The organism is Streptomyces sp. NPDC093600, from assembly GCF_044764755.1.
In the GTDB taxonomy this organism is placed as follows: domain Bacteria; phylum Actinomycetota; class Actinomycetes; order Streptomycetales; family Streptomycetaceae; genus Streptomyces.
This window is the reverse complement of sequence record NZ_JBIWIU010000010.1, coordinates 34,259-61,135: the sequence shown is the minus strand read 5'-3', so window position 1 is coordinate 61,135 and position 26,877 is coordinate 34,259. Positions and strand designations below refer to the sequence as shown.

Sequence of the window (26,877 nt, the reverse complement as noted above, 5' to 3'; positions counted from 1 at the left end):
CGGGGGCCGGGGGGGCGGGGGGGGGGGCGCGGGGGGGGGGGGCGGGGGGGGGGGGGGGGGGGGGGGGGGCGGGGGGGGGGCCCCCCCCCCCCACCCCCCGGCGTTGGTATGACTAATTCGGGTGCCGCGTGGGCGCCGCGCACAGGGGGTAGGGCTCGACGGACATCGCCCGTATTCAGCGAGAGGCACCGCACGCATGGCTCAGCCCTTCGTACTGCCGGATTTCTATGTCCCGTATCCGGCGCGGCTCAATCCCCATGTGGAGACCGCCCGCACGCACACCAGGGAGTGGGCGCGGGCGATGGGGATGCTGGAGGGCTCCGGCATCTGGGAGGAGCACGACCTCGAGTCCCACGACTACGCGCTGCTCTGCTCCTACACCCATCCGGACTGCGACGCCGAGGCGCTGTCGCTGGTCACCGATTGGTACACCTGGGTCTTCTTCTTCGACGACCACTTCCTGGAGACCTTCAAGCGCACCCAGGACCGGCCCGGGGGCAAGGCGTATCTGGACCGGCTGCCGCTGTTCATGCCGATGGACCCGGCGGCCGCGATGCCCGAGCCGGTGAATCCCGTCGAGGCGGGGCTCGCCGACCTGTGGACGCGCACGGTCCCGTCCATGTCGCCGGCCTGGCGGGCCCGGTTCGCGGAGGCCACCGAGCATCTGCTGTACGAGTCGCTGTGGGAGCTCGACAACATCAACGAGGGGCGGATCGCCAACCCCGTCGAGTACATCGAGATGCGCCGCAAGGTCGGCGGCGCACCCTGGTCGGCCGGGCTCGTCGAGTACGCGGCCGGCGCCGAGGTCCCCGAGCAGGTGGCCCACTCCCGCCCGCTGCGGGTGCTGCGGGACGCCTTCTCGGACGCGGTGCATCTGCGCAACGACCTCTTCTCGTACCAGCGGGAGGTGGAGGACGAGGGAGAGAACAGCAATGGCGTCCTCGTGCTGGAGAAGTTCCTGGGCTGTACGACGCAGGAGGCCGCCGACGCCGTCAACGACCTGCTGACCTCGCGGCTGCAGCAGTTCGAGAACACGGCTCTCACCGAAGTGCCGGGGCTCTGCCTGGAGAAGGGGCTGGCTCCGGCGGAGACCGCGGCGGTGGCGGCGTACGCCAAGGGACTGCAGGACTGGCAGTCGGGGGGCCATGAGTGGCACCTGCGCTCCAGCCGCTACATGAACGAGGGTCTGGTGCCGGCCGGGCCGTCGCACCTCGACGGGGTGCTCGGCACGTCGGCCCTCGACATCAGGACGCTGTTCGGCCGGCCGGCGGCCTCGCGGCTGCGCTCGCTCTCCCATGTGCCGCACCAGAAGGTGGGGCCGTCGCTGCTGCCCGAGTTCGACCTGCCCTACCCCCTGTCGCTCAGCCCGCACCACCAGGAGGCGAAGCGCCTTTCGGTGGACTGGGCGGAGCGGATGGGGCTCCTGGACGACATCTGGGACCGTCCGATGTTGGACGGCTTCGACTTCGCGCTCTGCTCGGCGGGGCTCGACCCGGACGCCACCCTGGAGGAGCTGGAGCTCAGCGCCGAGTGGCTGACCTGGGGCACGTACGGGGACGACTACTACCCGCTGGTCTTCGGCCGGCCGCGCAATCTGCTCGGCGCCAAGGAGTGCACCGAACGGCTCAAGGCGTGTATGCCGCAGGACGATCCGGCGGCCGGGCGGGCGCTGGCCGTGAGCCCGATGGAGCGCGCGCTGGCCGATCTGTGGGCCCGCACGGCGGAGCCGATGGGCCCCGAGGCCCGGGCCCAGCTGCGTGCCGCCATGGACACCATGCTGGACAGCTGGATGTGGGAGCTGCACAACCAGGCGCAGCACCGGGTGCCCGATCCGGTGGACTACATCGAGATGCGCCGGCTGACCTTCGGCTCGGATCTGACGATGTCGCTGTGCCGGCTGCGGCACGCCGACGGGCTGCCGTCGGCCCTCTACCGCACCGGCACGGTCCGCGCCCTGGAGAATTCGGCGGCCGACTACGCCACCCTCCTGAACGACCTCTTCTCGTACCAGAAGGAGATCGAGGTCGAGGGCGAGGTGCACAACGGCGTACTGGTGCTGCAGAAGTTCTTCGACTGCGACTATCCCACCGCCGTGGCGATGGTCGACGATCTGATGCGGGGGCGCCTGCGCCAGTTCGAGCATGTGAAGAAGTACGAACTACCCATGCTGTACGAGGACTTCGCCCTGGACGAGGCGGGCCGGGCGGCGTTCGAGGCGTATGTGCGGGAGCTGGAGGACTGGTTGGCCGGCATCCTCAACTGGCACCGGGGCGTGCGCCGTTACCGTGCCGAGGACGTCCACACCGGAAGCGGTACGGCGCTGGCGCGACGCGGCCCGACGGGGGTCGGCACCTCGGCCGCGCGGCTGGCCGCGCTGTTCACGCCGTAGCGCACGGGCGAGCGGGCGGCGGAGACCCCGGCGCCCGCGCCGGGGCGCCGGTCAGTACCTCCGCGGCCGCGCCGAACCCCGACTCCGCCGCGGGCCCGGTCAGGCCGGGCGGTGGCCGCGCAGCTGGTCGAGTTCGCGGCGCTCGCGCTTGGTCGGACGCCCGGCGCCCCGGTCGCGGACGCCCGCCAGGGCGACGTGCTCGCGTGGGGGCGGCGGCGGGCTGTTGTCGACATAGGCCGTGGCGGCCACCGGCGGACCCACCCGCTTGGTGAGGAGCTCCTTCACCTCGACGATCCGCTCCCGGCCGCCGTGGAAGAGGCGCACCTCGTCACCGGGCTTCACGGGCTGGGCGGGCTTGGCCCGCTCGCCGTTGACCTTCACGTGCCCCGCCCGGCACGCCGCGGCGGCCTGCGAACGGGTCTTGGTGAGGCGTACCGCCCAGATCCAGCTGTCGACGCGCGCGCTCATCGGCCCCCGCTCCCCGTCAGCCCTGCTGGAACAGTTCGGCCGGCAGCGGCTTGAGCAGCGCGTAGAGGTCGTCCGTGATCGGCCGGTCCCAACTGGCGATCGTCACCAGGACGTTGTCGCTGCGGTCGAACTGCACGCAGGAGATCCGGCTCTCGGAGAGCTTGACGCGGCGGACGATCAGCAGGTTGTCGCCCTGCATCACCGGCATGTCCTCGGTCTCCAGGACCTCGACCGGCTCGTCGTTCTCCAGGGCGGCGAGAAGCTGCGCGACCTCGAAGGGGATCTGTCCGTCGCCCAGCTCGCGCGCCGGGGAGCCCTCGGGGAGGTTACCGATGATCATCGCGGGGCCGCGGCCGCCGAAGAGGTCGTAGCGCAGGAAGACGCCCTGGCAGGTCCCGTCGGGGGCGGGGAGGAGACCGGCGCCGAGGTTGCCGGGCCAGTCCCCGGGGTCCATGGCCAGGACGTCGAAGTCCGGGCCCGCGGGTGTGGCGGCGCTGCGGCGGCGGAGGAAGGACATACGGCCATGGTACGTGCCCGGGCGCGCGGCACGGCGCGCCGGGGCGGGTCCGGCGCCGCCCGCCTCCGCGCCCGTCCCGGCCCGCGCCCCGGCACCCCGGCGGCGGGTCCGCCGGCCCCCTCGGCGGTCACCTGCCGCGGCCGCGCGATCGCTCAGAGTGGCGTCCGGCGGCCTCCGGAGGCGCTCACACGGAGGTGTGGGACGCGTGCTCCGCGAGGCGGCGCAGCACGGCCAACGACTCCTCGGCCCTGGCGTGTTCGACGAAGAGGTGGTCATGGTGGAAACCGGCCACGACGTTGCAGCTCAGCCCGGCGTCGGCGAGTGCCCGGGCGACCGCCGCCGTCAGCCCCACGGCGTCGAGCGCGGAGTGCACGCGCAGCGTGATCCATCCCGCCACGTAGTCGTACGCCAGGCCGGCCCGGTCGGCCTCCTCCTGGCGTACGACCAGGGTGAGCCCCTCGCTCTCGGCGACGGTGGCGACCGGGGTCAGGCCCGCCGGAACGGGGCCGTCCACGGTGACGAAGACATAGCGGCCGGGGTTGAGCTCCGGCCGCATCCCGGCAACGAGCCGGGTCAGATCACGCTCTGCACTCATGATCACCACCCTAGGTCGAGTGGGACCACCGACGGGCGTGACAGGGCGTCAGGTCAGGTCGAACTCGCCCTCGCGCGCGTTGACCACGAACGCCCGCCACTCCGCCGGGGAGAAGATCAGCGACGGGGCCTCCGGCCGTCCTCCGTTGCGCATCGCGATGAAGCCCTCGACGAAGGCGATCTGGACGTCTCCCGCGCCCTGGCTGCCCGATCGCCAGTCGGCGTTGCTGAGGTCGAGTTCCGGCTTGTCCCAGCCCGCGAAGGCGTGCTGGGTGGTGGTGCTCTCCGCCACGTCCGTGCTCCTCCCGCATCCCGCATGGTCGTCGTCCGGGCTCAGCGTAGCGAGCGGCACGGGGGCCGGACAGACCTCACACCGTGGGGGGCCGGTCCGCCACGAGCCACATGGAGAAGAACTGCGCGCCTCCTCCGTACGCGTGTCCGATCGCCCTGCGCGCGCCGTCCACCTGGTGCGCGCCCGCCCTGCCCCGTACCTGCAGCGCGGCCTCGGCGAAGCGGATCATGCCGGAGGCGCCGATCGGGTTGGTGGAGAGGACCCCGCCGGAGGGGTTCACGGGCAGGTCCCCGTCGAGCTCGGTCACCCCCGCCTCGGTGAGCTTCCAGCCCTCGCCCTCCGCGGCGAAGCCCAGGTTCTCCAGCCACATCGGCTCGTACCAGGAGAACGGGACGTACATCTCCACGGCGTCGATCTCCCGGCGCGGGTCGGTGACGCCGGCCTGCCGGTAGACGTCGGCGGCGCAGTCCCGGCCCGCTCGCGGCGAGACGAAGTCCTTGCCCGCGAAGAGGGTCGGCTCGCTGCGCATCGCGCCGCCGTGCACCCAGGCGGGCGGGCGGGGAGCGCGGTCGGCGCCGGCCCGGTCGGTGAGGATCATCGCGCAGGCGCCGTCGGAGGAGGGGCAGGTCTCGGAGTAGCGGATGGGGTCCCACAGCATCGGTGACGCCTGGACCTTCTCCAGGGTGATGTCGTGCTCGTGGAGATGGGCGTAGGGGTTCTTCAGGGCGTTGCGGCGGTCCTTGTAGGCGACGAGGGAGCCGATGGTGTCGGGGGCGCCGGTGCGGCGCATGTAGGCCCGTACGTGTGGGGCGAAGAAGCCGCCGGCGCCGGCGAGCAGCGGCTGCTGGAAGGGGACGGGCAGGGACAGGCCCCACATGGCGTTGGACTCGGACTGCTTCTCGAAGGCGAGGGTGAGGACCGTGCGGTGGACGCGGGCGGCCACGAGGTCGGCGGCGACGAGCGCGGTCGACCCGCCGACCGATCCGGCGGTGTGGACGCGGAGCATCGGCTTGCCGACGGCGCCGAGCGCGTCGGCGAGGTACAGCTCCGGCATCATCACGCCCTCGAAGAAGTCGGGGGCCTTGCCGATGACGACGGCGTCGACGTCCGCCCAGGTCAGCTCGGCGTCCTCCAGGGCGCGCAGGGCGGCCTCGCGGACGAGTCCGGCGATCGAGACGTCCCGGCGGGCGGCGACGTGCTTGGTCTGGCCGATCCCGACGATCGCCACGGGTTCCTTAGCCACGGGGGTCTCCTTCGAGGACGGCCACCAGGTTCTGCTGCAGGCAGGGGCCGGAGGTGGCGTGGGCGAGGGCGCGGTCGGACGCGCCGCGGTGGATGCGGGCGGCGGCCTCGCCGAGCCGGATGAGCCCGGCGGCCATGACGGGGTTGGCGGCGAGCGCGCCCCCGGACGGGTTGACCCTCACCCTGTCGTCGAGGTCGAGGGCCTTGCGCAGGACGACCTCCTGGGCGCTGAATGGCGCGTGCAGCTCCGCCGTGTCGACGGGCCGCTCGAAGGCTCCGGCGCGCTGGGCGGCCAGGCGCGTGGAGGGCGAGTCGGTGAGGTCGCGCACGCCGAGCGCGTGGGCCTCGATCCGGTGGTCCATGCCGCGGATCCAGGCGGGGCGGGCGCACAGCTCCCTGGCCTTGTCCCCGGCCGCGAGGATCACGGCGGCGGCGCCGTCGCCGATGGGCGGGCAGTCGCCGGTGCGCAGGGGGCGGACGAGGTAGTCGCCCTGCGGGCGGGCGCCGGGCAGCTGCGCGTGCGGGTTGGCGGCCGCGTCCTGACGGCTGCGGGCGGCGATGCCGGCGAGGGCGGGCTCGTCGGTGTCCCCGGCGTCGATCAGCGCCTGGGCCTGGAGCGCGGCGAGGGCGACGGAGTCGGGCCACAGGGGGGCGAGGTAGTAGGGGTCGAGCTGCCGGGTGAGCACGTCGCGTACGGAGCCGCCGGAGGACTTCCCGTAGGCGTAGACGAGCGCGGTGTCGGCCGCGCCGGTCAGGAGCTTCACCCAGGCTTCGTAGAGCGCCCACGCGCCGTCCGTCTCGACGTGGGACTCGGAGATCGGCGGCCAGGCGCCGACGCCGTCGAGTGCCATGGTGAAGGAGAAGGCGCGCCCGGCGAGGTAGTCGGAGGAGCCGGAGCAGGTGAAGCCGATGTCGGAGGTCTTGCATCCGGTCCGCCGCAGCACGTCGTGGAGGACCGGCATGACCATCTCGACCTCGGAGAGTTCGTCCGTGCGCCGCAGGTGGTCGGTCTGGGCGAAGGCGACGATCGCCACCTCCCGGTCGGGTGTGGCGCGGTCCGTGGTCACAGCAGCTCCTTGTACGTGTCGTAGTCGGCGTCGGGCTCCCCGCAGGGGCGGTAGTGGTCCGGGAAGCGGCCGTCGTCGCTCCAGACGGGTTCGACGCGCAGACCCATCCGGACCTGGTCGTAGGGGATGCCGCCGATCCGGCCGTGGAGGGCGAGCCCGGCGCCGTCCAGGGCGATGTGGGCGTAGACGTACGGGACCTCGATGGCGTCGTTCCCGGCGTTCTTCGCCTTGATGTTGACGATGCAGAAGGTGGTGACGGTGCCGCGGGGCCCGACCTCGACCCGGTCGGTGGTGGCGATGCCGCAGGTGGGGCAGGCGCCGCGGGGCGGGACGTACACCTTCGCGCAGGACGGGCAGCGTTCGCCGACGGTCCTGCGCTCGGCGAGGGCGCGGAGGTAGCCGGTCTGGGCGCGGCCCGGGGTGTAGATGTAGTCCAGGCGGGCGGGGGCGACGATGCCGGTGACGGGGTCGGCAAACCGTCCGTCGTGGTCGCGTGTCTCGTCGGCGGGTTCGCTCTCGTACGGTTCGAAGCAGGCGATGTCGGTGATCGTGCCGGACCTGTTCTCTGCCCAGCGGATCCTCACGCGCATGCCGGTGCGCACCGAGTCGGACCCGGGGGCGTCGAGGGCGTGCAGCAGTGCGGTGTCGGCGCCGTCGAGGCGGACGAGGACCCAGGCGAAGGGGGTCGGGAGCGGCTGGCCGGAGCGGGGCTCGTGGTTCCAGGCCCAGGTGGTGACGGTGCCGCTGGTCCCGACCTCGACGAGGTGGCGTAGTTCGGCGGCGGTCTCGGGGTCGTACTCGACGGGCGGGACGAGGACGCGGCCGTCGTCCGCCCGCACCCCGAGGACGGTCCGTTCGCGCAGTCCGGTCAGGAAGGCGGACTGGACGGGGCCGAGGGACCGGGTGAAGGGGAACTCGACGACGAGCGGGGCGCGGAGCGTGTCCGGCGCGGGGGCGGCGGTCATGGATGGGGCTCCTTCCGTGGGGTGGACGGGCCGCTACGAGGAGCGGGCCGCGCTGTGCCGGGCGTACCGCTGCGAGGAGCGGGCCACTGTGCCGGGTGGGCCGCTCTGTGCCCGGCCGGGTGGCGAGCCGCTGCAAGGGCCGGGCCGTGTCACTCCCGCCGGTACACCGGCTCGCGTTTCTCCGCGAAGGCGCGGGCGCCTTCCTTGGCGTCCGCGGTCTCGAAGATCGGCCATCCGCGCGCGAGTTCGGCCGCGAGCCCCTCCCTCTCGGTCATCTCGGCGGTCTCGTACACCGACGCCTTCACCGCCTCGACGGCGAGCGGCCCGCAGGCGTTGATCCGCTCGGCGATGGCGAGGGCCTCCTCCAGGGCCGTGCCGTCGGGGACGACCCGACCGACGAGGCCGATCCGGGCGGCCTCCTCCGCGCTGTAGGGACGGCCGGTGAGCAGCATCTCGAGGGCGTGGGTGCGCGCGATCTGGCGGGGCAGCCGGACCGTCGACCCGCCGATCGGGAACAGCCCGCGCCGGACCTCGAAGAGCCCGAAGGTGGCCGAGGCTCCGGCGACCCGGATGTCGGTGCCCTGGAGGATCTCGGTGCCGCCCGCGACGCAGTGGCCCTCGACGGCGGCGATCACCGGCTTGCGGGGCCGGTGGTGGCGCAGCATCGCCTTCCAGTGCAGGTCGGGGTCGGCCTTGAGCCGGTCCCGGTACCGCTCGCCCTCCATTCCCTTGCCCGCCAGCGCCTTGAGGTCCATCCCGGCGCAGAACGAGCCGCCGGCTCCGGTCAGCACGACGGAGCGGATCGTGTCGTCGGCGTCGGCTTCCAGCCAGCCGTCGTGGAGCCCGACCAGCATGGACAGTGAGAGCGCGTTCTTGGCCTCCGGCCGGTTGAGTGTGAGCACGAGTGTGGCGCCTTCGCGCCGCACGGTGAGGTGTTCGGTCCCGCCCATGGACGTTCTCCCGTCTCCAGACTGGAACAGGTTGCAGGAGCCGGGGTCCCAGTTCAATAGTTTTCTGACACTCAGTCAGTTTCTTGTGCGGGAGCTCTTCCCACCTCCGCCCTCCGGTGCTCTGATGACCGCCGGGTCAGTCCGGGCCAGGACGGACGCGGCGTCAGGAGGAACGGTGGAGTACAACCTTGCCGACCTGTTCGAGTCGGTCGTCGACGTGGTCCCCGACCGCGAGGCGCTCGTGTACGTCGACCACCCGGGCACCGGCTCCGAGCGCAGACTCACCTACGCGCGGCTCGACGCCGCGGCCAATCGCCTCGCCCACCATCTGATCGACTCCGGGATCCGGCCCGGCGAGCATCTGGGCCTGCATCTCTACAACGGCGTCGAGTATCTGCAGACGGTGCTGGCCTGCCTCAAGGCGCGGATCGTCCCGGTCAACGTGAACTACCGCTACGTGGAGGAGGAGCTGGCCTATCTCTACCGGGACGCCGATCTGGCGGCGCTCGTCTTCGACGCCGAGTTCACCGACCGGGTCGCGGCCGCGCTGCCGCGGACGGAGAAGCTGCGGCACCTCGTGCGGGTGGGCACCCCGCCCGGGACGGCTCCCCCCGCGCTCGACTGCGTGCCGTTCGCGGAGGCCGAGGCGGCCGGCTCACCGGAGCGCGGCTTTCCGCCGCGCTCGGCGGACGACCTCTTCATCATCTACACCGGCGGTACGACCGGGATGCCCAAGGGCGTCATGTGGCGCCAGGAGGACCTGTTCTTCGCCGGGCTCTTCGGCGGCGATCCGGCGGGCGAGCCGGTGAAGCGCCCGGAGGAGCTGGCCGAGCGGGTGGCGGCGCGGGGCGGCGGGCTCACCTTCTTCCCGACTCCCCCGCTGATGCACGGCACGTCGACGCTGACCTCGTTCATCGCCTTCAACTACGGGCAGCGGGTGGCCCTCCACCGCAAGTACGTGCCCGAGGAGGTGATCCGTACGATCGAGAAGGAGAGGGTCTCCAGCGTGTCGCTGGTGGGCGACGCGATGCTCAGGCCCCTCGTCGACGCGCTGCACGGCCCGCTCAAGGGTACGGATCTGTCGTCGCTGTTCAGCGTCTCGTCGTCCGGAGCGATCATGTCCGACACGGTGCGGGCGCAGTTCCAGGAGCTCGTGCCGAACGTGCTGCTCCTGAACAACTTCGGGTCCTCGGAATCGGGTTCCAACGGCAGGGCGACGGACGACTCGGGCCCGGAGAAGGGCTTCCGCCTGGAGGTCAACGACCGGACCCAGGTGGTGGACCCGGCGACGCACGAACCGGTGCCGGTGGGGGTGCCGGGCCGTCTCGCCCAGCGCGGCCACGTCCCGCTCGGCTACTACAACGACCCGGCCAAGACGGCCGAGACCTTCTTCCGCAAGGGCGACGAGCGGTGGGTGCTGCTCGGCGACATGGCGACCGTCGACGAGGACGGCATCGTCACCGTCCTCGGCCGCGGCTCCCAGTGCATCAACACCGGTGGGGAGAAGGTCTATCCGGAGGAGGTCGAGCAGGCGCTCAAGTCCCACCCCGACGTCTACGACGCCCTCGTCGCGGGCGTACCGGACGCGAAGTGGGGCAGCCACGTGGCCGCGGTGGTCCAACTGCGCGCCGGAGCGCGCCCGCTCGACCTGGAGACCGTCCAGTCCCACTGCCGCACCCGGCTGGCCGGCTACAAGATTCCGCGCCGCCTGGTGCTGGCCGACCGCATCCAGCGCTCACCGAGCGGCAAGGCGGACTACCGCTGGGCGCGGTCGGTGGCGGCGGCCGAGGGCGACCGGAGCTGACGGCCGTCCCGGACACGGCCCGGACATCAGCGGGCGGGCACGCCGTGGAGGGCTTCGGCCATGGGGGACGCGCCCTCGGTGACGTAGGCCCGGATGGAGGCCAGGTAGGCGTCCCGGTCGATCCGTCCGTCGCCGTCGGCGTCCAGCGCGTCGAACGCCGCCTCGGCGTTGTCGGCGGGGTTGCCGAGCGCCGCCCGCAGCCGGGAGAACTCGGCCCGGTTCAGGGCTCCGTCCCCGTCGGTGTCGGCGAGGTCGAACAGCGACCCGAGCGCGGGCCTGCAGACCGCCTCGAAGGAGTCGGCGCCCGCCCAGGACGCGTACTCCTCGAAGGTCACCGCGCCGTCGCCGTCGGCGTCCATCGACGCGTACACCCGCTCGTGGGCCTCGCGCGCGAGGCTGAGGAGCGGGTCGTCGGCGCCGCGTCCCGACGCGGCCGCCGCCCGTTCGGGGCGGGTGAGGTACTCCTGCCGGGAGATGACGCCGTCGCCGTCGACGTCGAGCATGGCGAAGATGCGGGCCTTGGCGATCCTGCTGTCCATGAGGGCTCCCTGTCCGGTGGTCCCGGCCCGCCGCCGGGTCGGCGGGCCGGGTGCGCCCATGACGACGCGACAAGATCAACTACTGGGGTGCCGACGGGGTTACGGCGGTTTCTGCCTCCGTGTCCCGGTGGGCGGCGGCCGCGACGGCGACCGCCGTGGCGGCGAGGGCGGCGCTGACCCACACCGCGTCCCGGTGGTCACCGGTCGTCTCCGTCACGGCGCCGGCGAGCAGCGGCCCCACGAACGCACCGGCGTTCAGCGCGACGGTGGCGAAGGCGCCACTCAGCGAGGGCGCGTCGGCGGCGACGCGCAGGACGCGGTGGACGAGGGCCGAGCCGATCCCGAACGACAGGCCGCCCTGGACGGTCGTCAGCAGGAACAGGGGCACGGCGTGCGTGCCCGCGAGGGCCAGCACCGCCCACCCGGCGGGCAGAGCGCACAGGGCGAGCAGCATGCCCCGGCCGAGCCGGCCGTCGGCGGAACGACCCGCTGTGTGCACGCCGGCGAAGGCGCCGGCGCCGAAGGCGGCGAGCAGCCCGGGGACCGCGCCCGCCGGCAGCCGCGCCACGTCGGTGGCGACGACGGCCAGATAGGCGAAGGTCGCGAAGGTCGCCGCGTTGACCAGGGTCGCGAGGAGCAGTGCCGACCTCACCGAGCGGGACCTCAGCGTGCGCGCTTCCCGCCCGACCGAGACGTCGTGGCGGCCGGCGGCGTCGGCGGGCGCCGACCGGAGGACGAGCGCGAGCGCGGGCAGACACAGCGCGGCGACGGCCCAGAAGACCGAACGCCAGCCGGCCCAGCCACCGAGCAGAGCACCGGCGGGTACGCCGACGACACACGCCAGCGTGACCCCCGACAGCAGGACGGCGGTGGCCCGGGCCCGCCTGGCGGGGGCCACGACGCCGCTCGCGACGGTCATCGCCACGGCCAGGAACCCGGCGTTGGCGATCGCGGCGACGACGCGGGTGGCGAACAGCACGGCGAAGTCGGTCGTGACGGCACCGACGACGTGCACGACGACGAACGCGGTCAGGAAGACCGCCAGCGCGCGACGGCGTGGCCATCGCGCGCTCAGCACGGCCATCACCGGCGCTCCGAGAATCATGCCGACGGCGTAGGCGGAGGTGAGGCTCGCGGCGGCTCCGACCGGTACGGACAGGTCGTGGGCGATACCGGGTACGAGGCCGGACAACATGAACTCGGAGGTCCCTTGCGCGAAAACGGCAAGGCCGAGGACGTAGAGGAACAGGGGCACGAGAACGGCTCCAGCGTGAGAGGTGCGGACATGAACATCCGCGCGCTGGACGTCGCGCCCACGTCACCTGTCGCAGGGGACGAGAGCCGAAACCGGACCAGACGCACGGAGCACGTGCCGGTCACTCACGGCGAAGCCGGCCGAGGACCCGATCGGTCCTCGGTCACACCACGCGGCGCCGCCGAGGGACCGGCGGCTCGGTTCTGTCCGACTCCGGGCTCGTCACCCGAGGCACGGTAGCCATGGCACCACCGGCCATCAACCGGATTTCCGCGAGGACGACACCCCGTCGACCCCGAACTCCCGCAGAGCCGGGTCGTTGAGCTGGAAGTCCGTCGCCGCGATCACCGCGACCGGGTTCGCCCACAGCGCGATACCGTGGGGTGACCCACCCCCTGGCGACGAAGGATCAGCACCACCATGCCCGACACCCTGCGCGGCGACTGCGCGAACTGCTTCGGGCTGTGCTGCGTCGCTCTGCCCTTCGCCAGGTCGGCGGACTTCGCGGCGGACAAGTCCTCCGGCGACCCCTGCCGGAACCTCCAGGAGGACTTCCGCTGCGGGATCCACACCCGGCTGCGGCCGAGCGGCTACTCCGGTTGCACCGTGTACGACTGCTTCGGCGCCGGCCAGAAGGTCTCGCAGGTCACCTTCGGCGGGGTCTCGTGGCGCGACGCGCCCGAGAGCGCGCGCCGGATGTACGAGGTTTTCCCCGTGATGCGCCAGCTCCACGAACTGCTGCGCTATCTCACGGAAGCCCTCGCCCTGCCGGCCGCCCGTCCGGTCCACCCCGATCTGCGGGCGGCGCTCACCTGGGTCGAGGAGCTCACCCGGGGCACGGCGGAGGAGCTGGAGAAGCTGGACGTGGCTCCCGTACGGGCGGAGGTGAACCCGCTGCTGCTGAGGACCAGCGCGCTGGTACGGGCGGCGGCGGGCGGGAAGGCCAAGAACCGGCGGGGCGCCGACCTCATCGGCGCCCGGCTGCGCGGCGCGAAGCTGCGCGGCGCCGACCTGCGCGGGGCGCTGCTGATCGCGGCCGATCTGAGCGGCGCCGATCTCTCCCTGGCCGACCTCATCGGCGCCGATCTGCGGGACGCCGACCTGTCGGGGGCGGATCTGACCGGTGCCCTCTTCCTGACCCAGCCCCAGCTGAACGCGGCCCGGGGCAACGCCGCCACCCGTCTCCCGGCCGGCTTCGACCGCCCCTCCCACTGGACCCCCTAGACGGATCGGTCACGGCACATACACGTACGGGGTGGTCGTGGTGAGGGCCGTGAAGCCCAGGCGCTGGAGGATCGGGCGGCTGGTGTCGGCCGCGTCGACCTGGACGTAGCGGTGGCCCCGCTCGGCGGCGAGGCGGGTGCGGAAGGCGACCAGGGCGCGGTAGAGGCCCCGGCCCCGCCAGGCTTCGACCGTGCCGCCGCCCCAGAGTCCGGCGAAGTCGGTGCCGGGGTAGAGCTCCAGGCGTGCGGCGCTGACCGGTTCCCGCCCGGCCATGGCCAGGACCGCGGCGACGGTGTCGGGGGCGGTGGCCAGCTGGTCGAGGAGCTGCCGGCCGATGGGGGAGCTGTCCCCGCCGAAGGCGTGGTCGTGGACCTCGGTCACGAGCGCGACCCCGGCCGCGTCGGTGACGGGCCGCAACTCCACCCCGTCGGGCAGCTCCACGGCGGTGGACAGCGCCGCCGTCTCGGCGACCATCAGGGTCTCCTGGTCCTCGGCGGTGAACCCGGCGGCGAGAAGCCGTTCGGCGAGGTCGGCCGGGCCGTCGTGCCCGTACACCTTCCACTCGAACCTGCGGCCGTGCTCGGTGTAGTGGCGGATCTGCCCGGCGATGGCGGCGTCGGCGTCGGTCTCGTCGAGTCCGGACCAGAGGACGCCGTTCCAGGTGTGCGCGGGCCCCGTCCGCCGTACGACCCGGCCGTCCCGTTCGACGCGGACGCCGGGGCCTTCGGGGAGGGCGCCGAGCCGCAGCTGCCGGTCGTACAGGGCGCGTACCGCTTCGTGATCGAGGGAGTCCATGGGGGCACTCCAGCATCGGCCGCCGGAGCCCGCAAACGAGTTTCGGGGCTCCGGCGGCCGCGAACGCCCTCCGGCGGGGCTCCGGCGGCCGCGATCCGCTCGCCGGGTTCCGGCCGCTGCGATCGCGCTCCCGCTACACCGGGGAGTGGCGCAGCGGGGTGAGCTGTTCGATGTCGTAGCGGCGGCGCAGCTCCTCGACCGCCGCGTGGTCGACCTCTCCTCCGGAGCCCAGGATCTCCATCAGCTCCTCGAAGTACCGTTCGTGATCCGGGGGCGGGGACGCCTGGAACAGCATGCGCGCGGGCTCCCCGGTCGGGTTGGCGAAGGCGTGCGGGCAGCCCGGCGGTACGAGTATCAGAGTGCCGGGGGTGGCCCGTACCGCCCGCTCGCCGGAGGCCGACTCCCAGTCGCGCCAGCGGTCGGGGGTGCGCACCAGCGGTTCGAAGGCGAGCACGTCCAGCTCCCCTTCGAGGACGTAGAAGAGTTCCTCGCTGTGGCCGTGGGTGTGCGCGCCGACGTCGAACCCGGGCGGGACCTCGACTTCGAAGGTGGACGCGGTCGGCGTGTGTTCTCCGGTCACCTTGAAGGTGACCCGTTGCGCGGCGGTCGTGAGGGTCTTCCCGTGTCCGGGAGGCACGATGAGCCCGTCACGCGCCTGAATGGCTGTCATCCCGCTGTACGTCCTTTCACCAGGTCACCGGCAGGGTCTCGGGGCCCCGGATCAGGGCGCCGCGCTGCCACCGGATCTCCGTCTCGGGCACGGCGAGCCGCAGTCCGGGGAAACGCTTCCAGAGCGAGTCGAGGAGGATCTCGGACTCGATGCGGGCCAGGGCGGAGCCCGGGCAGTAGTGCGGGCCGTGGCCGAAGGCGACGTGGGGGTTGTAGTCGCGGTCGAAGTCCAGCCGCTCGGGGTCGGCGAAGACGTCCGGGTCGCGGTTGGCGGTCAGGTAGGAGACGTAGACGGGGTCGCCGCGCGGGATGAGCACGCCTCCGACCTCGACGTCCTCCATGGCGATGCGGGAGAGGCCGACGGCGTTGCGGTGCGGGATGTAGCGCAGGAGCTCCTCGACGGCCTGGGGCAGCAGGTCGGGTTCGGCGCGCAGCCGGGCGAGGTGGTCGGGGTGGGTGAGGAGCGCGTACACCATGTTGGCGCTGTTGTTGCGTACCGCGTGCGCGCCGCCGATCTGGATGAGGACGGCGAGGCCGACGGCCTCGTGCTCGTCGAGGGTCGTGTCGTCGACGGCGTCGGCGAGGACGGCGACGAGGGTCTCCTTGCCGGTGCCGTGGCTGCGGCCGATGAGGTCGGTGAAGTACTGCCCCATCTCGGCCTTGGCCTTCTCGCTCGCCTCGCGGCCTGCGGCGGCGGAGATGATCGTGTCGGACCAGTGGGCCATCAGCGGCTGGTCGTCCTCGGGCACACCCATCAGTTCGCTGACCATGGCGAGCGGGAAGGGCCGGTTGACCATCGCCATGAGGTCGGCGGGGGCGCCGTGTTCCTCCACCGCGTCGAGCAGGCGGTCCATGGTGGCCTGCGCGTGGTCGCGCAGGGACCGCAGGGCCCGGGCGCTGAAGGCGCGGGCGACCACGCGGCGCATCCGGGTGTGGTCGGGCGGGTCGGCGAAGCCGACGGCGCCGTCCATCGGGATGAAGTGGGGGGCGAGTCGGGTGACCTGGCGTCCCCAGACGGCCTGCCGGCTGAAACGGGGGTCGACGGAGACGAACTTGACGTCTTCGTAGCGGGTGACGAGCCAGGCGTGGCCCTCGCCGTGCGGGAGGCGGACGCGGGTGACCGGGTCCTCGTGCAGCAGCCGGGCGAGCAGGGGGTCGAAGTCGAGACCGGTGAGGTCGGGCACGGCCCAGAAGTGGACCTGGGGGACGTCGGCGGACTCGGGGGTGACGGTCGTGGTCATGGGGCGGCCTTCGCGGGTGCGGGGGCGGGGGCGGTGCTCTCTGGGGTCTCCGCGACGGCGGTCGCGGGGGCGTGGGAGGGCATCAGGAAGCCCGTGCACACGGGTGTGGCCGGGGGGGTTGCGACAGCGGAACGGCACAGAACGGGCATGTCCGTCATGGTGGGGCACGGGGTATGAGGTGGAAACCCCGGGCGCCCACCCGGGGCACCACACTGCGCCGTACGGGTCAGACCCGGTCGGCGACGATCATCAGATAGTGGAAGCTGCCTTCCTTGTACGCCGTGAGGAAGGGGTCCTCGATCCCGGTGGCCACGGAGGACCGCGCCCGCAGCTCCCAGTACGGAATGGTGGCGGCGGTCAGGTCGATGACCTCGATGGGCACGAGGTCGTTCTCCGCGAGCGCCTTGAAGTACGCGCTGCGGGGGTGGATGTTGCACGTGTAGTGCTCGTCGATACGGCTGACGGCCTTGGAGCGCAGACCGGTGACGTCGTTGGAGCAGCCGGTGACGCAGACGTAGCGGCCGCCGCGCACCAGGAGCCGCGAGAACTCGTCGAAGAGCTCGTAGAGGTCCACGTACATCGTGGTCTCGTTGGTCCAGACGGCCTGGCGGGAACCGGTGGCGAAGCCGGTGTCCAGCATGTTCCGGAAGTGGAACCTCACCCGGTCGGCGACGCCGCGCTTCTCCGCCTGCGCGTTGGCGAAGTCGACCTGGTACTCGGAGATGGACACGCCGTCGACCTGGCAGCCGAAGCGCTGCTCGGCCATGATGCTGGTCCCGCCGCGGCCCGAGCCGGCGTCGAGGAGCCGGTCGCTGGGGGTGCGCTCGCCCAGGTGGTCGAGGAGCAGGTCCGCCTGGGCGGTCTCCAGGCGGTGCAGCTCCTGGATGATCCGGGCGTCGCGGGTGTCCTCCGGGCCGGTGAGGACCGAGGGTTCGTAGTCGCCGATGCCGTAGTGGTGGTGGTAGAGCCCGTCGATCTCGCCGAGTCTCAGGTTCACCGGGTCCTGCTGATGGGTGTTCCAGTAGCGCGCCACGGACTCCTGGTAGGGCGTTCGCAGCACGGTGGACGATGTGGACGTGGTCATGCGCGGGGTTCCTTACGTGGTTCGGGGGAGGATCGGGGGGACGGTCGGGGCGGCGTCAGTCCGTGCCGCGGTACCGGGCACTGCCGGCGTGCCATTCGCGGTTGCCGCCCACCCAGGCCCACGTTCCGGCGAGGAAGCGGGCCAGCTGCGGGGAGCCGGTACGGGCGAGGGCGGCCGCCTCGGCCTCGTAGGTGTGCATCAGCTCGTCGTGGATCAGGACGCTCCGCTCGACCGCCTCCTCCATGGAGCACCGCTCCTCTGAGGCGATCAGCATGGGCAGGCTGAAGTCCGTGGGGTCTTCCTTGCCCATCGAGTACAGGTCGTTCATCAGGACCGTCGCGGTGCCGGCCAGGTTGAACACGCGGCGCACGCGGGGGTCGGAGAACTCCGCCATCGGCACCTCGTAACCGGCGATGGCGTCGACCAGGACCATGCACGGGACGAAGCTGTTCTCGTGGCGGTGCGTCAGGTACTCCCAGACCGGCGGCCGCTGCCCGGTGGTGTGCCAGACGCCTTCCTGGTTGTACGCGACGAACATGATGGCCAGCTCGTGACGGAGCCGGCGCACCTGGGTCGTCGAGGCGAATCCGGCGAGGTTGGCCAGGGCGGAGCGCAGGGCCATGGCCACCGGGTCCTTGCGGACCGCCTCCTCCAGCTGGGGGGCGTAGCGCAGCGGAAGCTGTGCCTGGTCGATCACCGAGTGGCAGATCGCGAGGCGCTGGCCCAGCACCTCGTGCCGGGCCTCCTCCACCTCGCAGTCGACGATGTGGTCGTCGACCGCCCATTCGGACAGACCGCACTTGGCCGCCGCGAGGAGCCGCTCCGGGTCGTCGGTCTCGGGGTGCGCGAGCATCATCAGGCGGCCGAAGTTCGCCGAGCGGACCTTGTCGAGGTGGCCGGGGTAGATGCCGACCTCCTCCGCCCACAGGACGAGGCGCTCGTTGACCAGTTCACCGAGGGCGGGGTCGTCGCGTGCCGCGGGCGGGCAGTACAGCGTCGGCACGCCCTTGGGCGGGGGCGTGCCCGTGGCCGGGGTCGCGGCGGCGGGCCGGGCGGCCGTGCCGGGGCCCACGCGTTCGGCGAGGCGGGCGGCGGAGGTGCCGAGACCGGTGGGCCGGCCGAGCGCGGCGACCCGGGAGGCCGGTGCGACCGGGCCGGACGTGGCGGGACCGGGCGTGGCGGGCGCCTCGCCGCCCGGGGCGGCCGATCCGCCGGAGGCGGGAGAGCGTGGGATCAGGACACGGGCGGCCGAGGTCCCCAGGCCCGTGGGGCCCGGCGCGAGCCGTGTGACGGCGACCCTCAGCCGCCTCCCGCCGGAGGGCGCGGACGAGGGCGGGGGCGGAGGCGGGTCGGGCGACGTGGCCGGCTCGGGAGGCCCGAGCAGCTCGGGCCTCCCCGGTCGTGCCGGGTCGCGGAGCACCGCGTCGATCAGCGCCGCCACGTCGTGGGAGCCCGCCGCGGCGGCCCTGCGGGAGAGCACGGACACGGCTCAGCCCCCGTACGCGCGCGTCCGGCGCGCCGGACGGTGACGGTCAGGCACGCGGACGCACCTCGACGTTCTCCAGGATCCCGATCGCGTCGGGGACCAGTACGGCCGCGGAGTAGTAGGTGGAGACGAGGTAGGAGATGATCGCCCGCTCGTCGATGCCCATGAACCGGCAGTTGAGGCCCGGCTCGATCTCGTCGGGCAGACCGGTCTGGTGCAGGCCGATGACGCCTTCGTTGGTCTCGCCGGTACGCATGGCGATGATGGAGGAGACCTGGTGCTCGGACACGGGGATCTTGCCGCAGGGCAGGATCGGCACCCCGCGCCAGGCCGGGATGTGGTGGCCGTCGACGTCCACGGCGCCGAGGGCGATCCCGCGCTTGTTGCACTCCTTGCCGAAGGCGGCGATGGCCCGGGGGTGGGCGAAGAGGTACTGGGTGCCTCGGCGCATGCTCAGCAGGTCGTCGAGGTCGTCCGGCGTGGGCGGTCCCGAGTGGGTCTGGATGCGCTGGTCGTAGTCGGTGTTGTGGAGGAGTCCGAACTCCCGGTTGTTGACCAGTTCGTGCTCCTGGCGCTCGCGGAGCTCCTGGATGGTCAGGCGCAGCTGCTGCTGCGTCTGGTTCATCGGCTGGTTGTAGAGGTCGGCGACGCGGGTGTGCACCTTGAGCACGGTCTGGGCGACGCTCAGTTCGTACTCGCGCGGCCTGGGTTCGTAGTCCGCGAAGGCGCCGGGCAGCAGGGCCTCGCCGACATGGCCGGCGCTGAGCTCGATGGCGGCCTCGCCCGCCCTGTTGGTGGGTCGGCGGTGTCCGTTGGTCCCGAGGCCCTGGACATGGGCGCGCAGGTTCTCGTACTGGTCGGCGATGGCCTTGTACGCCGTCTGGGGCAGGGCCAGGATCGTCACCCCGGTCACGGCCTTGGCGGTGAACTCCCACTTGGCGTCGCCCGCGAGGATCTGGCCGCCGAAGGTGTCGCCGTCGCCGAGCCGGCCGAGCAGGGTCTCGTCGCCGTACTTGCCGGTGCCGATCTTCTCGACCTTGCCGTGTGCGATGAGGTAGACGTGGTCGGCCTTCTTGCCCGAGTGCACGATCACCTGGCCGGGCTCGTACTCCTTCTGGACGAACCGGTCGGCGAGGGCGCCGAGCGCGGTCGGGTCGTCGAAGCCGCGCAGCAGGGGCAGTTCGGCGAGCTCGGCCGGGATGACCTCGACCTTGGAGCCGCTCTTCACGAAGGAGACCCGGCCGTCGCCGACGACGTACGAGAGCCGCCGGTTGACGCGGTAGGCGCCGCCGGGGGTGTGGACCCAGGGCAGTTTGCGCAGCAGCCAGCGGGAGCTGATGCCCTGCATCTGGGGTTCGGACTTGGTGGTGGTCGCGAGGTTGCGCGCCGCCGCCGTGCTGAGGCTGATCTGGACCTGGCGTACCTCGGCGGAGGGGGCGGGCGCCGGGGCGGCCGCCGGCTCTGTGTCGACCGACATGGGGGGCTCCGTTCTGGGGACTCTTCGACCTTCGTCACTCTGCGCGTACAGATGTAACGCATAGTTGCCGCTGTCATATGCACGTGGCGCGGCCGTCCCGGAGCACGCGGCCGAGAGGGAGCGCCCCCGCGGGCGCCTCGCGCGCTCCGCCGTTCGAGCAGGAGTACGCGGTACGAACAACTCGTTCCGCCCTCTTGCCAAGGACGGGGGCCGCCTGGATCTACTGATGCCGACACGCATCGACCGAATGATCGGTCGCCCGACTCATGGGACGGGCGGCGGGCACAGGACGGGACGGAGTACGGCGCATGACGGAGCTGCTGGACAGGGGCGAGCGACTCGGGCGTGAGGAGCTGGAGGCCCTCCAGCTGGAGCGGCTGCGCGCGACGCTCCGGCACGCGTACGAGAACGTGGACTTCTACCGGCGGTCCTTCGACAAGGCGGGCCTGCGCCCCCAGGACTGCCGCTCGCTCGCGGACCTCGCCCGCTTTCCGTTCACGGCCAAGACGGACCTGCGCGACCAGTACCCCTTCGGCATGTTCGCCGTCGACCGGTCGCGCGTCCGGCGCCTCCACGCCTCCAGCGGCACCACCGGCCGCCCTACGGTCGTCGGCTACACCGAGGGCGACCTCGACACCTGGGCGGACGTGGTGGCCCGCTCGATCCGCGCGGCCGGCGGCCGCCCCGGCCACCGGGTCCATGTCGCCTACGGCTACGGGCTGTTCACGGGCGGACTCGGCGCCCACTACGGCGCGGAGCGGCTCGGCTGTACGGTCGTCCCGGCCTCCGGCGGCATGACGGCCCGCCAGGTGCAGCTGATCCAGGACTTCGAGCCCGAGATCATCATGGTGACGCCCTCGTACATGCTCACGCTGCTCGACGAGTTCGAGCGCCAGGGCGTCGATCCGCGTACCACCTCGCTCAAGGTCGGGATCTTCGGCGCGGAGCCGTGGACGGAGGAGATGCGGCGGGAGATCGAGGAGCGGTTCGCCATCGACGCCGTGGACATATACGGACTGTCGGAGGTCATGGGCCCGGGGGTGGCACAGGAGTGCGTGGAGACCAAGGACGGCCTCCACATCTGGGAGGACCACTTCTATCCCGAGATCGTCGACCCCTTCACGGGCGAGGTGCTGCCGGACGGGGAGGAGGGCGAGCTGGTGTTCACCTCGCTCACCAAGGAGGCCATGCCCGTCATCCGCTACCGCACACGGGACCTGACCAGGCTGCTGCCGGGCACGGCGCGGGTGTTCCGGCGGATGGAGAAGGTGACCGGCCGCAGCGACGACATGGTGATCCTGCGCGGTGTGAACCTCTTCCCCACCCAGATCGAGGAGATCGTGCTGCGTACGGCGGGGGTCGCCCCGCACTTCCAGCTGCGGCTGACCCGTGAGGGGCGGCTCGACGCGCTGACCGTGCGCGCCGAGGCCCGTCCCGGGGCGACGCCCGAGCAGCGCGCGGAGGCGGCCCGGGCGATCGCGGTGGCGTGCAAGGACGGGATCGGGGTCTCCGTCGGGGTGGAGGTGGTCGACCCCGAGACGCTGGAGCGGTCGGTGGGCAAGATCAGGCGGATCGTGGACCTGCGGGCTCAGGACTCCTGATCGGAGCGCGCCGCGAGGCGGTCGCGCAGCTCCCGCTTGAGGATCTTCCCGCTCGCGTTCCGGGGCAGCTCGTCCACCAGGACCACCCGCTTGGGCGCCTTGAAGTGGGCGAGCCTCTCCCGGGCGTGGTCGAGGAGTTCGGCCTCGGTGACCTCCCCGCGCGGCACGACCACCGCCGTCACGGCCTCGATCCAGCGCTCGTCGGGCAGCCCCACGACGGCGGCCTCCGCGACGCCGGGGTGGGTGTAGAGGACGTCCTCGACCTGGCGGGAGGCGACCAGCACTCCCCCGGAGTTGATGACGTCCTTCACCCGGTCCACGACGGTGAAGTAGCCCTCGGCGTCGCGTACCGCGAGGTCGCCGGAGCGGAACCAGCCGTGGCGGAACGCCTCCTTGGTCTCCTTCGGCTTGCCCCAGTAGCCGTCGCACAACTGCGGTGAGCGGTAGACGACTTCGCCGGGTGTGCCGTCGGGGACGTCCTCGCCGTCCTCGTCGACGACCTTGGCCTCGACGAAGCGGACGGGCCGGCCGCAGGAGTCCATCCGGCCCTCGTGCTCGTCGGGCCCGAGGACGGTGGCGAGCGGGCCGATCTCGCTCTGCCCGAAGCAGTTGTAGAAGCGCAGTCCGGGCAGCCGTTCGCGCAGCCGCTCCAGAACCGGCACGGGCATGATCGAGGCGCCGTAGTAGGCCTTGCGCAGGCCCGACAGGTCGCGGGCGGCGAAGTCCGGGTGCTGGGAGAGGCCGATCCAGACCGTCGGCGGGGCGAAGAGGCTGTCGGCGCGGCCCGCCTCGATCAGGTCGAGGAGCACGGCCGGGTCGGGACCGTCGACGATGGTGTTCTCCGCGCCGACCGCCAGATAGGGCAGCAGGAAGACGTGCGTCTGCGCCGAGTGGTAGAGCGGCAGCGCGTGGACCGGCTTGTCGTCCTCGTGCAGGTCGAGCGCCTCGATGGCGCTGGCGTACTCGTGGACGAGTGCGCGGTGGGTCATCATCGCGCCCTTCGGCAGGGCGGTGGTCCCGGAGGTGTACAGCAGTTGGACGTACTCGCGGGCGTCGCGGTCGGTGTCGTACGTGTCCGGCTCGGCGAGCGCCGTCAGGAGCGAGTCGTCCGTGTCGCGCAGCGCCTTCCGGGCGAAGCCGTCCGGGACGCGGTCGGCGAGGCCGGGGTCGGTGAGGACCAGGGAAGTCCCGGACTGCTCCAGGATGTACGACAGATCCTCGCCGGTGAGGTGGTGGTTGACCGGCACATGGATCAGGTCGGCGCGCGAGCAGGCGAGGAAGGCGATCAGATACGCGTCGGAGTTGTGGCCGTAGGTCGCGACCCGGGCGCGCTCGCCCAGCCCGTACCGCTCCCGCAGCACGGCGGCCGCGGTGGTCACGGCCGCGTCCAGCTCCGCGTAGGTCCAGGAGCGGTCCGCGTACCGTACGGCGATCCGGTCGGGGACACGCTGGGCGCTCATCCGCAGGACGCCGTCGACGGTACGGGTGAGAAGCCGTCGTTCCATGGCGTGTCGTCGTTCCATGGCGTGATCCTCGGCCCGTCCCGGGGGCGGGTCAAGTGGGCCGGTGGATACCCAGTGGGCGGCGGCGGGCTTTAACCTCGGATACCGAACGGGATGTTGACAAGTGCGGTGCTCGGCTGCGTGCATGGTCCGATCCGCCGTCCACGCCCCTCTGTCGGGAGGAACGTTGAACCTCCGTACCCGTCTGAAACAGCTGGCTCTCACCGGCGCGGCCCTCGCCACCGTCACCGCCTCGCTGCCGGCCGCCGCGGTCGCGGACTCCGGCGGCCGGCACCACCGGCCCACGGAGCGGGGCCTGTCGGCGGTCATCCGCTACACCGAGTACGGCATCCCGCACATCGTCGCCGAGGACTACGCCGGCCTCGGCTTCGGCACCGGCTGGGCGCAGGCCGCCGACCAGATATGCACCCTCGCCGACGGCTTCGTGACCGTGAACGGCGAACGCTCCCGGTACTTCGGCGCGGACGGGGCGCCGGACGGCTCGCTCTCCTCGGCCGCCACCAACCTCTCCAGCGACCTCTACTTCCGCGGGGTACGGGACGCGGGCACGGTCGAGTCCCTCCTGAACCGGTCCGCCCCGTCCGGTCCGAGCCGTCAGGTCAAGGAGCTGATGCGGGGCTGGGCAGCCGGTTACAACGCCTGGCTCAAAGACCACCGGATCACCGACCCGGCCTGCGCGGGCGCCGCCTGGGTCCGCCCGGTCACCCGGCTCGACGTCGCCCGGCGGGGGTTCGCGGTCTCCGTGCTCGGCGGGCAGGGCCGCGGTGTCGACGGCATCACGGCCGCCCGGCCGCCCGCCACCGCGGCGCCCGGCTCGACGAGCGGCCCGGACCCGGCGCGTACGGCCGCCGCGGCCCGGGAGCTGTTCGCGGCCGAGAACGCCACCATGGGCTCCAACGCCGTCGCCTTCCACGGCAGTACGACGGCGAACGGGCGCGGACTGCTGCTCGGCAACCCGCACTACCCCTGGCAGGGCGGCCGCCGATTCTGGCAGTCGCAGCAGACCATCCCCGGCGAACTCAACGTCTCCGGGGCCTCGTTGCTGGGCACGACCGTCGTCAACATCGGCTTCAACGAGCGGGTGGCCTGGAGCCACACGGTCGCGACGGGTGTCACGCTGAACCTTCACCAGCTGACGCTGGACCCCGCCGATCCGACCTCCTATCTGGTCGACGGCACGCCGGAGCAGATGACCCGGCGGACCGTGACCGTCCCGGTGAAGGACGGCGGCACCGTCACCCGTACGCAGTACTGGACCCGGTACGGGCCGGTGGTCACCGGGCTCGGGCCGCAGCTTCCGCTGCCGTGGACGGCGACGACCGCCTATGCCCTGGGCGACCCCAACGCCGTCAACCTGCGGGGGTCCGACACCGCGCTCGGCTTCGGCAAGGCGCGCTCCACCGAGGACATCCTCCGCACGCTGCGCCGCACCCAGGGGCTGCCGTGGGTCAACACCATCGCCGCGGACTCTGTCGGAAACTCGCTGTTCACCCAGTCCCAGGTCCTCCCCCGGATCACCGACGAACTGGCCGGGCGCTGCTCCACTCCGCTCGGCAGGGCGACGTACCCGGCCTCCGGTGTGGCGGTCCTCGACGGCTCGCGGGGCGACTGCGCGCTCGGCTCGGACCCGGACGCCGTCCAGCCCGGCGTCTTCGGCCCCTCGAAGATGCCGGTGCTGCGGAACGCGCCGTACGCGGCGAACTCCAACGACAGTGCCTGGCTGGCCAACGCCGACCGGCCGCTGACCGGCTACGAACGGGTCTTCGGCACCATCGGCACCCCGCGCTCGCTGCGCACCCGCGGCGGGATCGAGGACGTGGCGGCGATGGCAGCCGGGGGTCGGCTGACGGTGGCGGACCTGCAGTCGCAGCAGTTCGCCAACCGGGCTCCCGCCGGTGACCTGGCTGCGGCCGACGCGGCGCGGGCGTGCCCCTCGGTGCTTCCCGGGGACGAGGAGGCCTGCCGGGTGATCGGTGCCTGGGACCGCACGGTGGACACCGGCAGCCGCGGAGCGCTGCTCTTCGACCGGTTCTGGCGGAGGTTCACCGGTGGGGTTCCTGTCCCGGAGCGGTGGAAGGTGCCGTTCTCGGCCGCCGATCCGGTGCGTACCCCGCACACCCTGAACACCTCCACGGCCGGCTTTGCGAAGGCGCTCACCGACGCGGTCGCGGAGCTGCGGGCGGCCCGGATCCCGCTGGACGCCCCGCTCGGCACCCACCAGTTCGTGGTGCGCGGCGGCAAGCGCATCCCGGTGAGCGGCGGCACGGAGGCCCTGGGAATCTGGAACAAGACGGAATCGGTGTGGAATTCGGCGGGCGGCGGCTACACGGAGGTCGCGCACGGGACGAGCCACGTGCAGGCGGTGGGCTGGGACGGCAGCCGTTGTCCGGTGGCCCGCACCCTGCTGACGTACTCCCAGTCGTCCAACGTCCGCTCACCGCACTTCAGCGACCAGACGGAGCTGTACGCGGGCGAGCGCTGGGTGACGTCGCGGTTCTGCGAGAAGGACATCCTCGGCTCGCCTGAGCTGAGGGTGGTACGCGTCAGGGGCTGAACGACAGGAACACGAAGGCGGCGAAGATCGAGAGATGGACGCCGCCCTGGAGGAGAGTGGCCCGTCCGGGCACCACGGTCAGGGCGCTCACCGCGGCGGTGAGCACCAGCAGCACCATGTGGAGGGGGCCGAGACCGAGCACCAGGGGCCCGGACAGCCAGATGGAGGCGAGCGCGATCGCCGGGATCGTCAGGCCGATGCTGGCGATCGCGGAACCGTAGGCGAGGTTGAGGCTGGTCTGCATCCGGTCCCTGCGGGCCGCCCGCACGGCAGCGAGGGTCTCGGGCAGCAGCACCATCAGGGCGATGACCACGCCGACGACCGCCTTCGGGAGGCCCGCCGACTCCACGCCGTCCTCGATGGTCGGCGAGACGAGTTTGGCGTTGCCGACGACGGCGACGAGGGCGAGGACCAGCAGGCCGACGCTGACCCAGGTCTGCCGTGCGGTCGGCGGCTCGGCGTGCGCGTCCTCCGGCACCGGCGCGTCCTCGCCCCCGGGCGGGACCGGCAGGAAGTAGTCACGGTGCCGAACCGTCTGGACGGCGACGAACACCCCGTACAGACAGAGCGAGGCGACGGCGGCGAAGGCCAGCTGGGCGCTGGAGAACTCGGGACCCGGTTGGCTCGTGGTGAACGAGGGAAGCACGAGCGTCATGGTGGCGAGGGTGCAGACGGTGGCGAGCGCTCCGCCGGAGCCTTCGGCGTTGAAGACGGCGACGCGGTTGCGCAGGGCGCCGACCAGGACGGAGAGGCCGACGATGCCGTTGCAGGTGATCATGACGGCCGCGAAGACCGTGTCGCGGGCGTAGGTGGAGGTCTTCTCTCCGCCGCCCGCCATGAGGGTGACGATCAGGCCGACCTCGATGACCGTGACGGCGACGGCGAGGACCAGCGAGCCGAAGGGTTCGCCGACGCGGTGGGCGACGACCTCGGCGTGATGGACGGCCGCCAGGACGGCGGCGATCAGACAGAGCGCGATGAGCGCGACGGCGAAGCCGGGCAGCTCGCGCCCCCAGGCGACGCCGAGGGCCACGGCCGCCACGACCGGTCCCCAGGTGGTCCACTGCCGTGCCGACTTCGCCGCGATCGAACTCATGATCAGCATACTGCCACAAAGGGTGCGTTCAGCGGCAATAGGTCC

Annotated in this window: 23 protein-coding genes; 5 read left to right on the top strand and 18 right to left on the bottom strand. The window is 72.4% G+C overall.

What is annotated here, in order from left to right; genetic code table 11:
* The first annotated feature begins 196 nt into the window (after nucleotides 1-196).
* The gene (locus ACIRB4_RS23530; RefSeq protein ID WP_403294101.1) at nucleotides 197-2,389 is read left to right on the top strand and encodes a germacradienol/geosmin synthase; all 2,193 of its coding nucleotides are present in this window, start codon (nucleotides 197-199) and stop codon (nucleotides 2,387-2,389) included.
* Nucleotides 2,390-2,488: 99 nt separating this feature from the next.
* Here ACIRB4_RS23530 and ACIRB4_RS23525 read toward each other — a convergent pair whose 3' ends face one another.
* From ACIRB4_RS23525 to ACIRB4_RS23490, 8 genes are all read right to left on the bottom strand, one after another.
* A complete protein-coding gene (locus tag ACIRB4_RS23525) occupies nucleotides 2,489-2,857 on the bottom strand; it encodes a S4 domain-containing protein (RefSeq protein WP_391137252.1) in 369 nt (122 codons plus the stop codon).
* A 16-nt stretch (nucleotides 2,858-2,873) separates the two neighbouring features.
* Nucleotides 2,874-3,374: a hypothetical protein gene (locus ACIRB4_RS23520; protein ID WP_356896371.1), complete on the bottom strand. Its 501-nt coding sequence runs from the start codon at nucleotides 3,372-3,374 to the stop codon at nucleotides 2,874-2,876.
* A 184-nt stretch (nucleotides 3,375-3,558) separates the two neighbouring features.
* The gene (locus tag ACIRB4_RS23515) at nucleotides 3,559-3,969 is read right to left on the bottom strand and encodes an ACT domain-containing protein (RefSeq protein WP_403294099.1); all 411 of its coding nucleotides are present in this window, start codon (nucleotides 3,967-3,969) and stop codon (nucleotides 3,559-3,561) included.
* A 48-nt stretch (nucleotides 3,970-4,017) separates the two neighbouring features.
* A complete protein-coding gene (locus tag ACIRB4_RS23510; RefSeq protein ID WP_403294098.1) occupies nucleotides 4,018-4,260 on the bottom strand; it encodes a DUF397 domain-containing protein in 243 nt (80 codons plus the stop codon).
* 76 nt (nucleotides 4,261-4,336) lie between these two features.
* Nucleotides 4,337-5,503 carry a thiolase domain-containing protein gene (locus ACIRB4_RS23505; protein ID WP_403294096.1) on the bottom strand — a complete coding sequence of 389 codons (1,167 nt, stop codon included), beginning with the start codon at nucleotides 5,501-5,503 and terminating at the stop codon, nucleotides 4,337-4,339.
* Nucleotides 5,496-6,569 carry a thiolase domain-containing protein gene (locus ACIRB4_RS23500; protein WP_403294094.1) on the bottom strand — a complete coding sequence of 358 codons (1,074 nt, stop codon included), beginning with the start codon at nucleotides 6,567-6,569 and terminating at the stop codon, nucleotides 5,496-5,498. Before ACIRB4_RS23500 ends, ACIRB4_RS23505 begins: the two co-directional genes overlap by 8 nt.
* Nucleotides 6,566-7,534 (bottom strand): Zn-ribbon domain-containing OB-fold protein, encoded by a 969-nt coding sequence (locus tag ACIRB4_RS23495; protein WP_403294093.1) that lies wholly within the window; start codon nucleotides 7,532-7,534, stop codon nucleotides 6,566-6,568. The genes ACIRB4_RS23500 and ACIRB4_RS23495 overlap by 4 nt, the downstream gene beginning before the upstream one ends.
* Before the next feature lie 149 nt (nucleotides 7,535-7,683).
* Nucleotides 7,684-8,484, bottom strand: a complete 801-nt coding sequence (locus ACIRB4_RS23490) for a crotonase/enoyl-CoA hydratase family protein (protein ID WP_403294091.1) — start codon at nucleotides 8,482-8,484, stop codon at nucleotides 7,684-7,686.
* Nucleotides 8,485-8,659: 175 nt separating this feature from the next.
* Here ACIRB4_RS23490 and ACIRB4_RS23485 point away from each other — a divergent pair, with 175 nt between their 5' ends.
* Nucleotides 8,660-10,288: an acyl-CoA synthetase gene (locus tag ACIRB4_RS23485; protein WP_403294089.1), complete on the top strand. Its 1,629-nt coding sequence runs from the start codon at nucleotides 8,660-8,662 to the stop codon at nucleotides 10,286-10,288.
* Between the two features lie 26 nt (nucleotides 10,289-10,314).
* On the opposite strand, the gene ACIRB4_RS23480 is transcribed toward ACIRB4_RS23485, so the two are convergent.
* Together ACIRB4_RS23480 and ACIRB4_RS23475 are read right to left on the bottom strand one after the other, a co-directional pair.
* On the bottom strand, nucleotides 10,315-10,827 hold the full coding sequence (locus ACIRB4_RS23480) for an EF-hand domain-containing protein (RefSeq protein WP_403294088.1): 513 nt from the start codon (nucleotides 10,825-10,827) through the stop codon (nucleotides 10,315-10,317).
* Between the two features lie 79 nt (nucleotides 10,828-10,906).
* Nucleotides 10,907-12,082, bottom strand: a complete 1,176-nt coding sequence (locus ACIRB4_RS23475) for a Cmx/CmrA family chloramphenicol efflux MFS transporter (RefSeq protein ID WP_403294086.1) — start codon at nucleotides 12,080-12,082, stop codon at nucleotides 10,907-10,909.
* A gap of 420 nt (nucleotides 12,083-12,502) precedes the next feature.
* Here ACIRB4_RS23475 and ACIRB4_RS23470 point away from each other — a divergent pair, with 420 nt between their 5' ends.
* Nucleotides 12,503-13,306 carry a pentapeptide repeat-containing protein gene (locus ACIRB4_RS23470; protein WP_403294084.1) on the top strand — a complete coding sequence of 268 codons (804 nt, stop codon included), beginning with the start codon at nucleotides 12,503-12,505 and terminating at the stop codon, nucleotides 13,304-13,306.
* A gap of 9 nt (nucleotides 13,307-13,315) precedes the next feature.
* On the opposite strand, the gene ACIRB4_RS23465 is transcribed toward ACIRB4_RS23470, so the two are convergent.
* From ACIRB4_RS23465 to ACIRB4_RS23440, 6 genes are all read right to left on the bottom strand, one after another.
* A complete protein-coding gene (locus ACIRB4_RS23465) occupies nucleotides 13,316-14,101 on the bottom strand; it encodes a GNAT family N-acetyltransferase (RefSeq protein WP_403294082.1) in 786 nt (261 codons plus the stop codon).
* Nucleotides 14,102-14,234: 133 nt separating this feature from the next.
* Nucleotides 14,235-14,771 (bottom strand): cupin domain-containing protein, encoded by a 537-nt coding sequence (locus tag ACIRB4_RS23460; protein WP_403294080.1) that lies wholly within the window; start codon nucleotides 14,769-14,771, stop codon nucleotides 14,235-14,237.
* A gap of 16 nt (nucleotides 14,772-14,787) precedes the next feature.
* Complete coding sequence (locus tag ACIRB4_RS23455) at nucleotides 14,788-16,011, bottom strand: cytochrome P450 (RefSeq protein ID WP_403294078.1); 1,224 nt, start codon at nucleotides 16,009-16,011, stop codon at nucleotides 14,788-14,790.
* Between the two features lie 226 nt (nucleotides 16,012-16,237).
* Nucleotides 16,238-17,095, bottom strand: a complete 858-nt coding sequence (locus ACIRB4_RS23450) for a geranyl diphosphate 2-C-methyltransferase (RefSeq protein WP_403294076.1) — start codon at nucleotides 17,093-17,095, stop codon at nucleotides 16,238-16,240.
* Nucleotides 17,096-17,150: 55 nt separating this feature from the next.
* The gene (locus tag ACIRB4_RS23445; RefSeq protein ID WP_403294075.1) at nucleotides 17,151-18,581 is read right to left on the bottom strand and encodes a family 2 encapsulin nanocompartment cargo protein terpene cyclase; all 1,431 of its coding nucleotides are present in this window, start codon (nucleotides 18,579-18,581) and stop codon (nucleotides 17,151-17,153) included.
* A 46-nt stretch (nucleotides 18,582-18,627) separates the two neighbouring features.
* Entirely contained in the window at nucleotides 18,628-20,058 is a 1,431-nt protein-coding gene (locus ACIRB4_RS23440) for a family 2B encapsulin nanocompartment shell protein (protein ID WP_403294073.1), read from the bottom strand.
* 308 nt (nucleotides 20,059-20,366) lie between these two features.
* Here ACIRB4_RS23440 and paaK point away from each other — a divergent pair, with 308 nt between their 5' ends.
* A complete protein-coding gene (gene paaK / locus ACIRB4_RS23435; protein WP_403294071.1) occupies nucleotides 20,367-21,659 on the top strand; it encodes a phenylacetate--CoA ligase PaaK in 1,293 nt (430 codons plus the stop codon).
* Here paaK and ACIRB4_RS23430 read toward each other — a convergent pair.
* The gene (locus ACIRB4_RS23430) at nucleotides 21,647-23,182 is read right to left on the bottom strand and encodes a fatty acyl-CoA synthetase (RefSeq protein WP_403294069.1); all 1,536 of its coding nucleotides are present in this window, start codon (nucleotides 23,180-23,182) and stop codon (nucleotides 21,647-21,649) included. The genes paaK and ACIRB4_RS23430 overlap by 13 nt on opposite strands.
* A 166-nt stretch (nucleotides 23,183-23,348) precedes the next feature.
* On the opposite strand from ACIRB4_RS23430, the gene ACIRB4_RS23425 reads away from it, so the two are divergent.
* The gene (locus tag ACIRB4_RS23425; RefSeq protein WP_403294067.1) at nucleotides 23,349-25,736 is read left to right on the top strand and encodes a penicillin acylase family protein; all 2,388 of its coding nucleotides are present in this window, start codon (nucleotides 23,349-23,351) and stop codon (nucleotides 25,734-25,736) included.
* On the opposite strand, the gene ACIRB4_RS23420 is transcribed toward ACIRB4_RS23425, so the two are convergent.
* Complete coding sequence (locus ACIRB4_RS23420; protein WP_403294066.1) at nucleotides 25,726-26,832, bottom strand: calcium:proton antiporter; 1,107 nt, start codon at nucleotides 26,830-26,832, stop codon at nucleotides 25,726-25,728. The two genes, ACIRB4_RS23425 and ACIRB4_RS23420, sit on opposite strands and share 11 nt — an antisense overlap.
* Nucleotides 26,833-26,877: the final 45 nt, after the last annotated feature.

Coding starts and splice junctions, on each gene's coding strand:
- ACIRB4_RS23525 (WP_391137252.1), bottom strand. CDS start 2,857: ATGAGCGCGCGCGTCGACAGCTGGATCTGGGCGGTACGCCTCACCAAG.
- ACIRB4_RS23495 (WP_403294093.1), bottom strand. CDS start 7,534: ATGACCGCCGCCCCCGCGCCGGACACGCTCCGCGCCCCGCTCGTCGTC.
- ACIRB4_RS23455 (WP_403294078.1), bottom strand. CDS start 16,011: ATGACCACGACCGTCACCCCCGAGTCCGCCGACGTCCCCCAGGTCCAC.
- ACIRB4_RS23480 (WP_403294088.1), bottom strand. CDS start 10,827: ATGGACAGCAGGATCGCCAAGGCCCGCATCTTCGCCATGCTCGACGTC.
- ACIRB4_RS23430 (WP_403294069.1), bottom strand. CDS start 23,182: ATGGAACGACGACACGCCATGGAACGACGGCTTCTCACCCGTACCGTC.
- ACIRB4_RS23515 (WP_403294099.1), bottom strand. CDS start 3,969: ATGAGTGCAGAGCGTGATCTGACCCGGCTCGTTGCCGGGATGCGGCCG.
- ACIRB4_RS23465 (WP_403294082.1), bottom strand. CDS start 14,101: ATGGACTCCCTCGATCACGAAGCGGTACGCGCCCTGTACGACCGGCAG.
- ACIRB4_RS23470 (WP_403294084.1), top strand. CDS start 12,503: ATGCCCGACACCCTGCGCGGCGACTGCGCGAACTGCTTCGGGCTGTGC.
- ACIRB4_RS23440 (WP_403294073.1), bottom strand. CDS start 20,058: ATGTCGGTCGACACAGAGCCGGCGGCCGCCCCGGCGCCCGCCCCCTCC.
- ACIRB4_RS23460 (WP_403294080.1), bottom strand. CDS start 14,771: ATGACAGCCATTCAGGCGCGTGACGGGCTCATCGTGCCTCCCGGACAC.
- ACIRB4_RS23530 (WP_403294101.1), top strand. CDS start 197: ATGGCTCAGCCCTTCGTACTGCCGGATTTCTATGTCCCGTATCCGGCG.
- ACIRB4_RS23520 (WP_356896371.1), bottom strand. CDS start 3,374: ATGTCCTTCCTCCGCCGCCGCAGCGCCGCCACACCCGCGGGCCCGGAC.
- ACIRB4_RS23450 (WP_403294076.1), bottom strand. CDS start 17,095: ATGACCACGTCCACATCGTCCACCGTGCTGCGAACGCCCTACCAGGAG.
- paaK (WP_403294071.1), top strand. CDS start 20,367: ATGACGGAGCTGCTGGACAGGGGCGAGCGACTCGGGCGTGAGGAGCTG.
- ACIRB4_RS23490 (WP_403294091.1), bottom strand. CDS start 8,484: ATGGGCGGGACCGAACACCTCACCGTGCGGCGCGAAGGCGCCACACTC.
- ACIRB4_RS23420 (WP_403294066.1), bottom strand. CDS start 26,832: ATGAGTTCGATCGCGGCGAAGTCGGCACGGCAGTGGACCACCTGGGGA.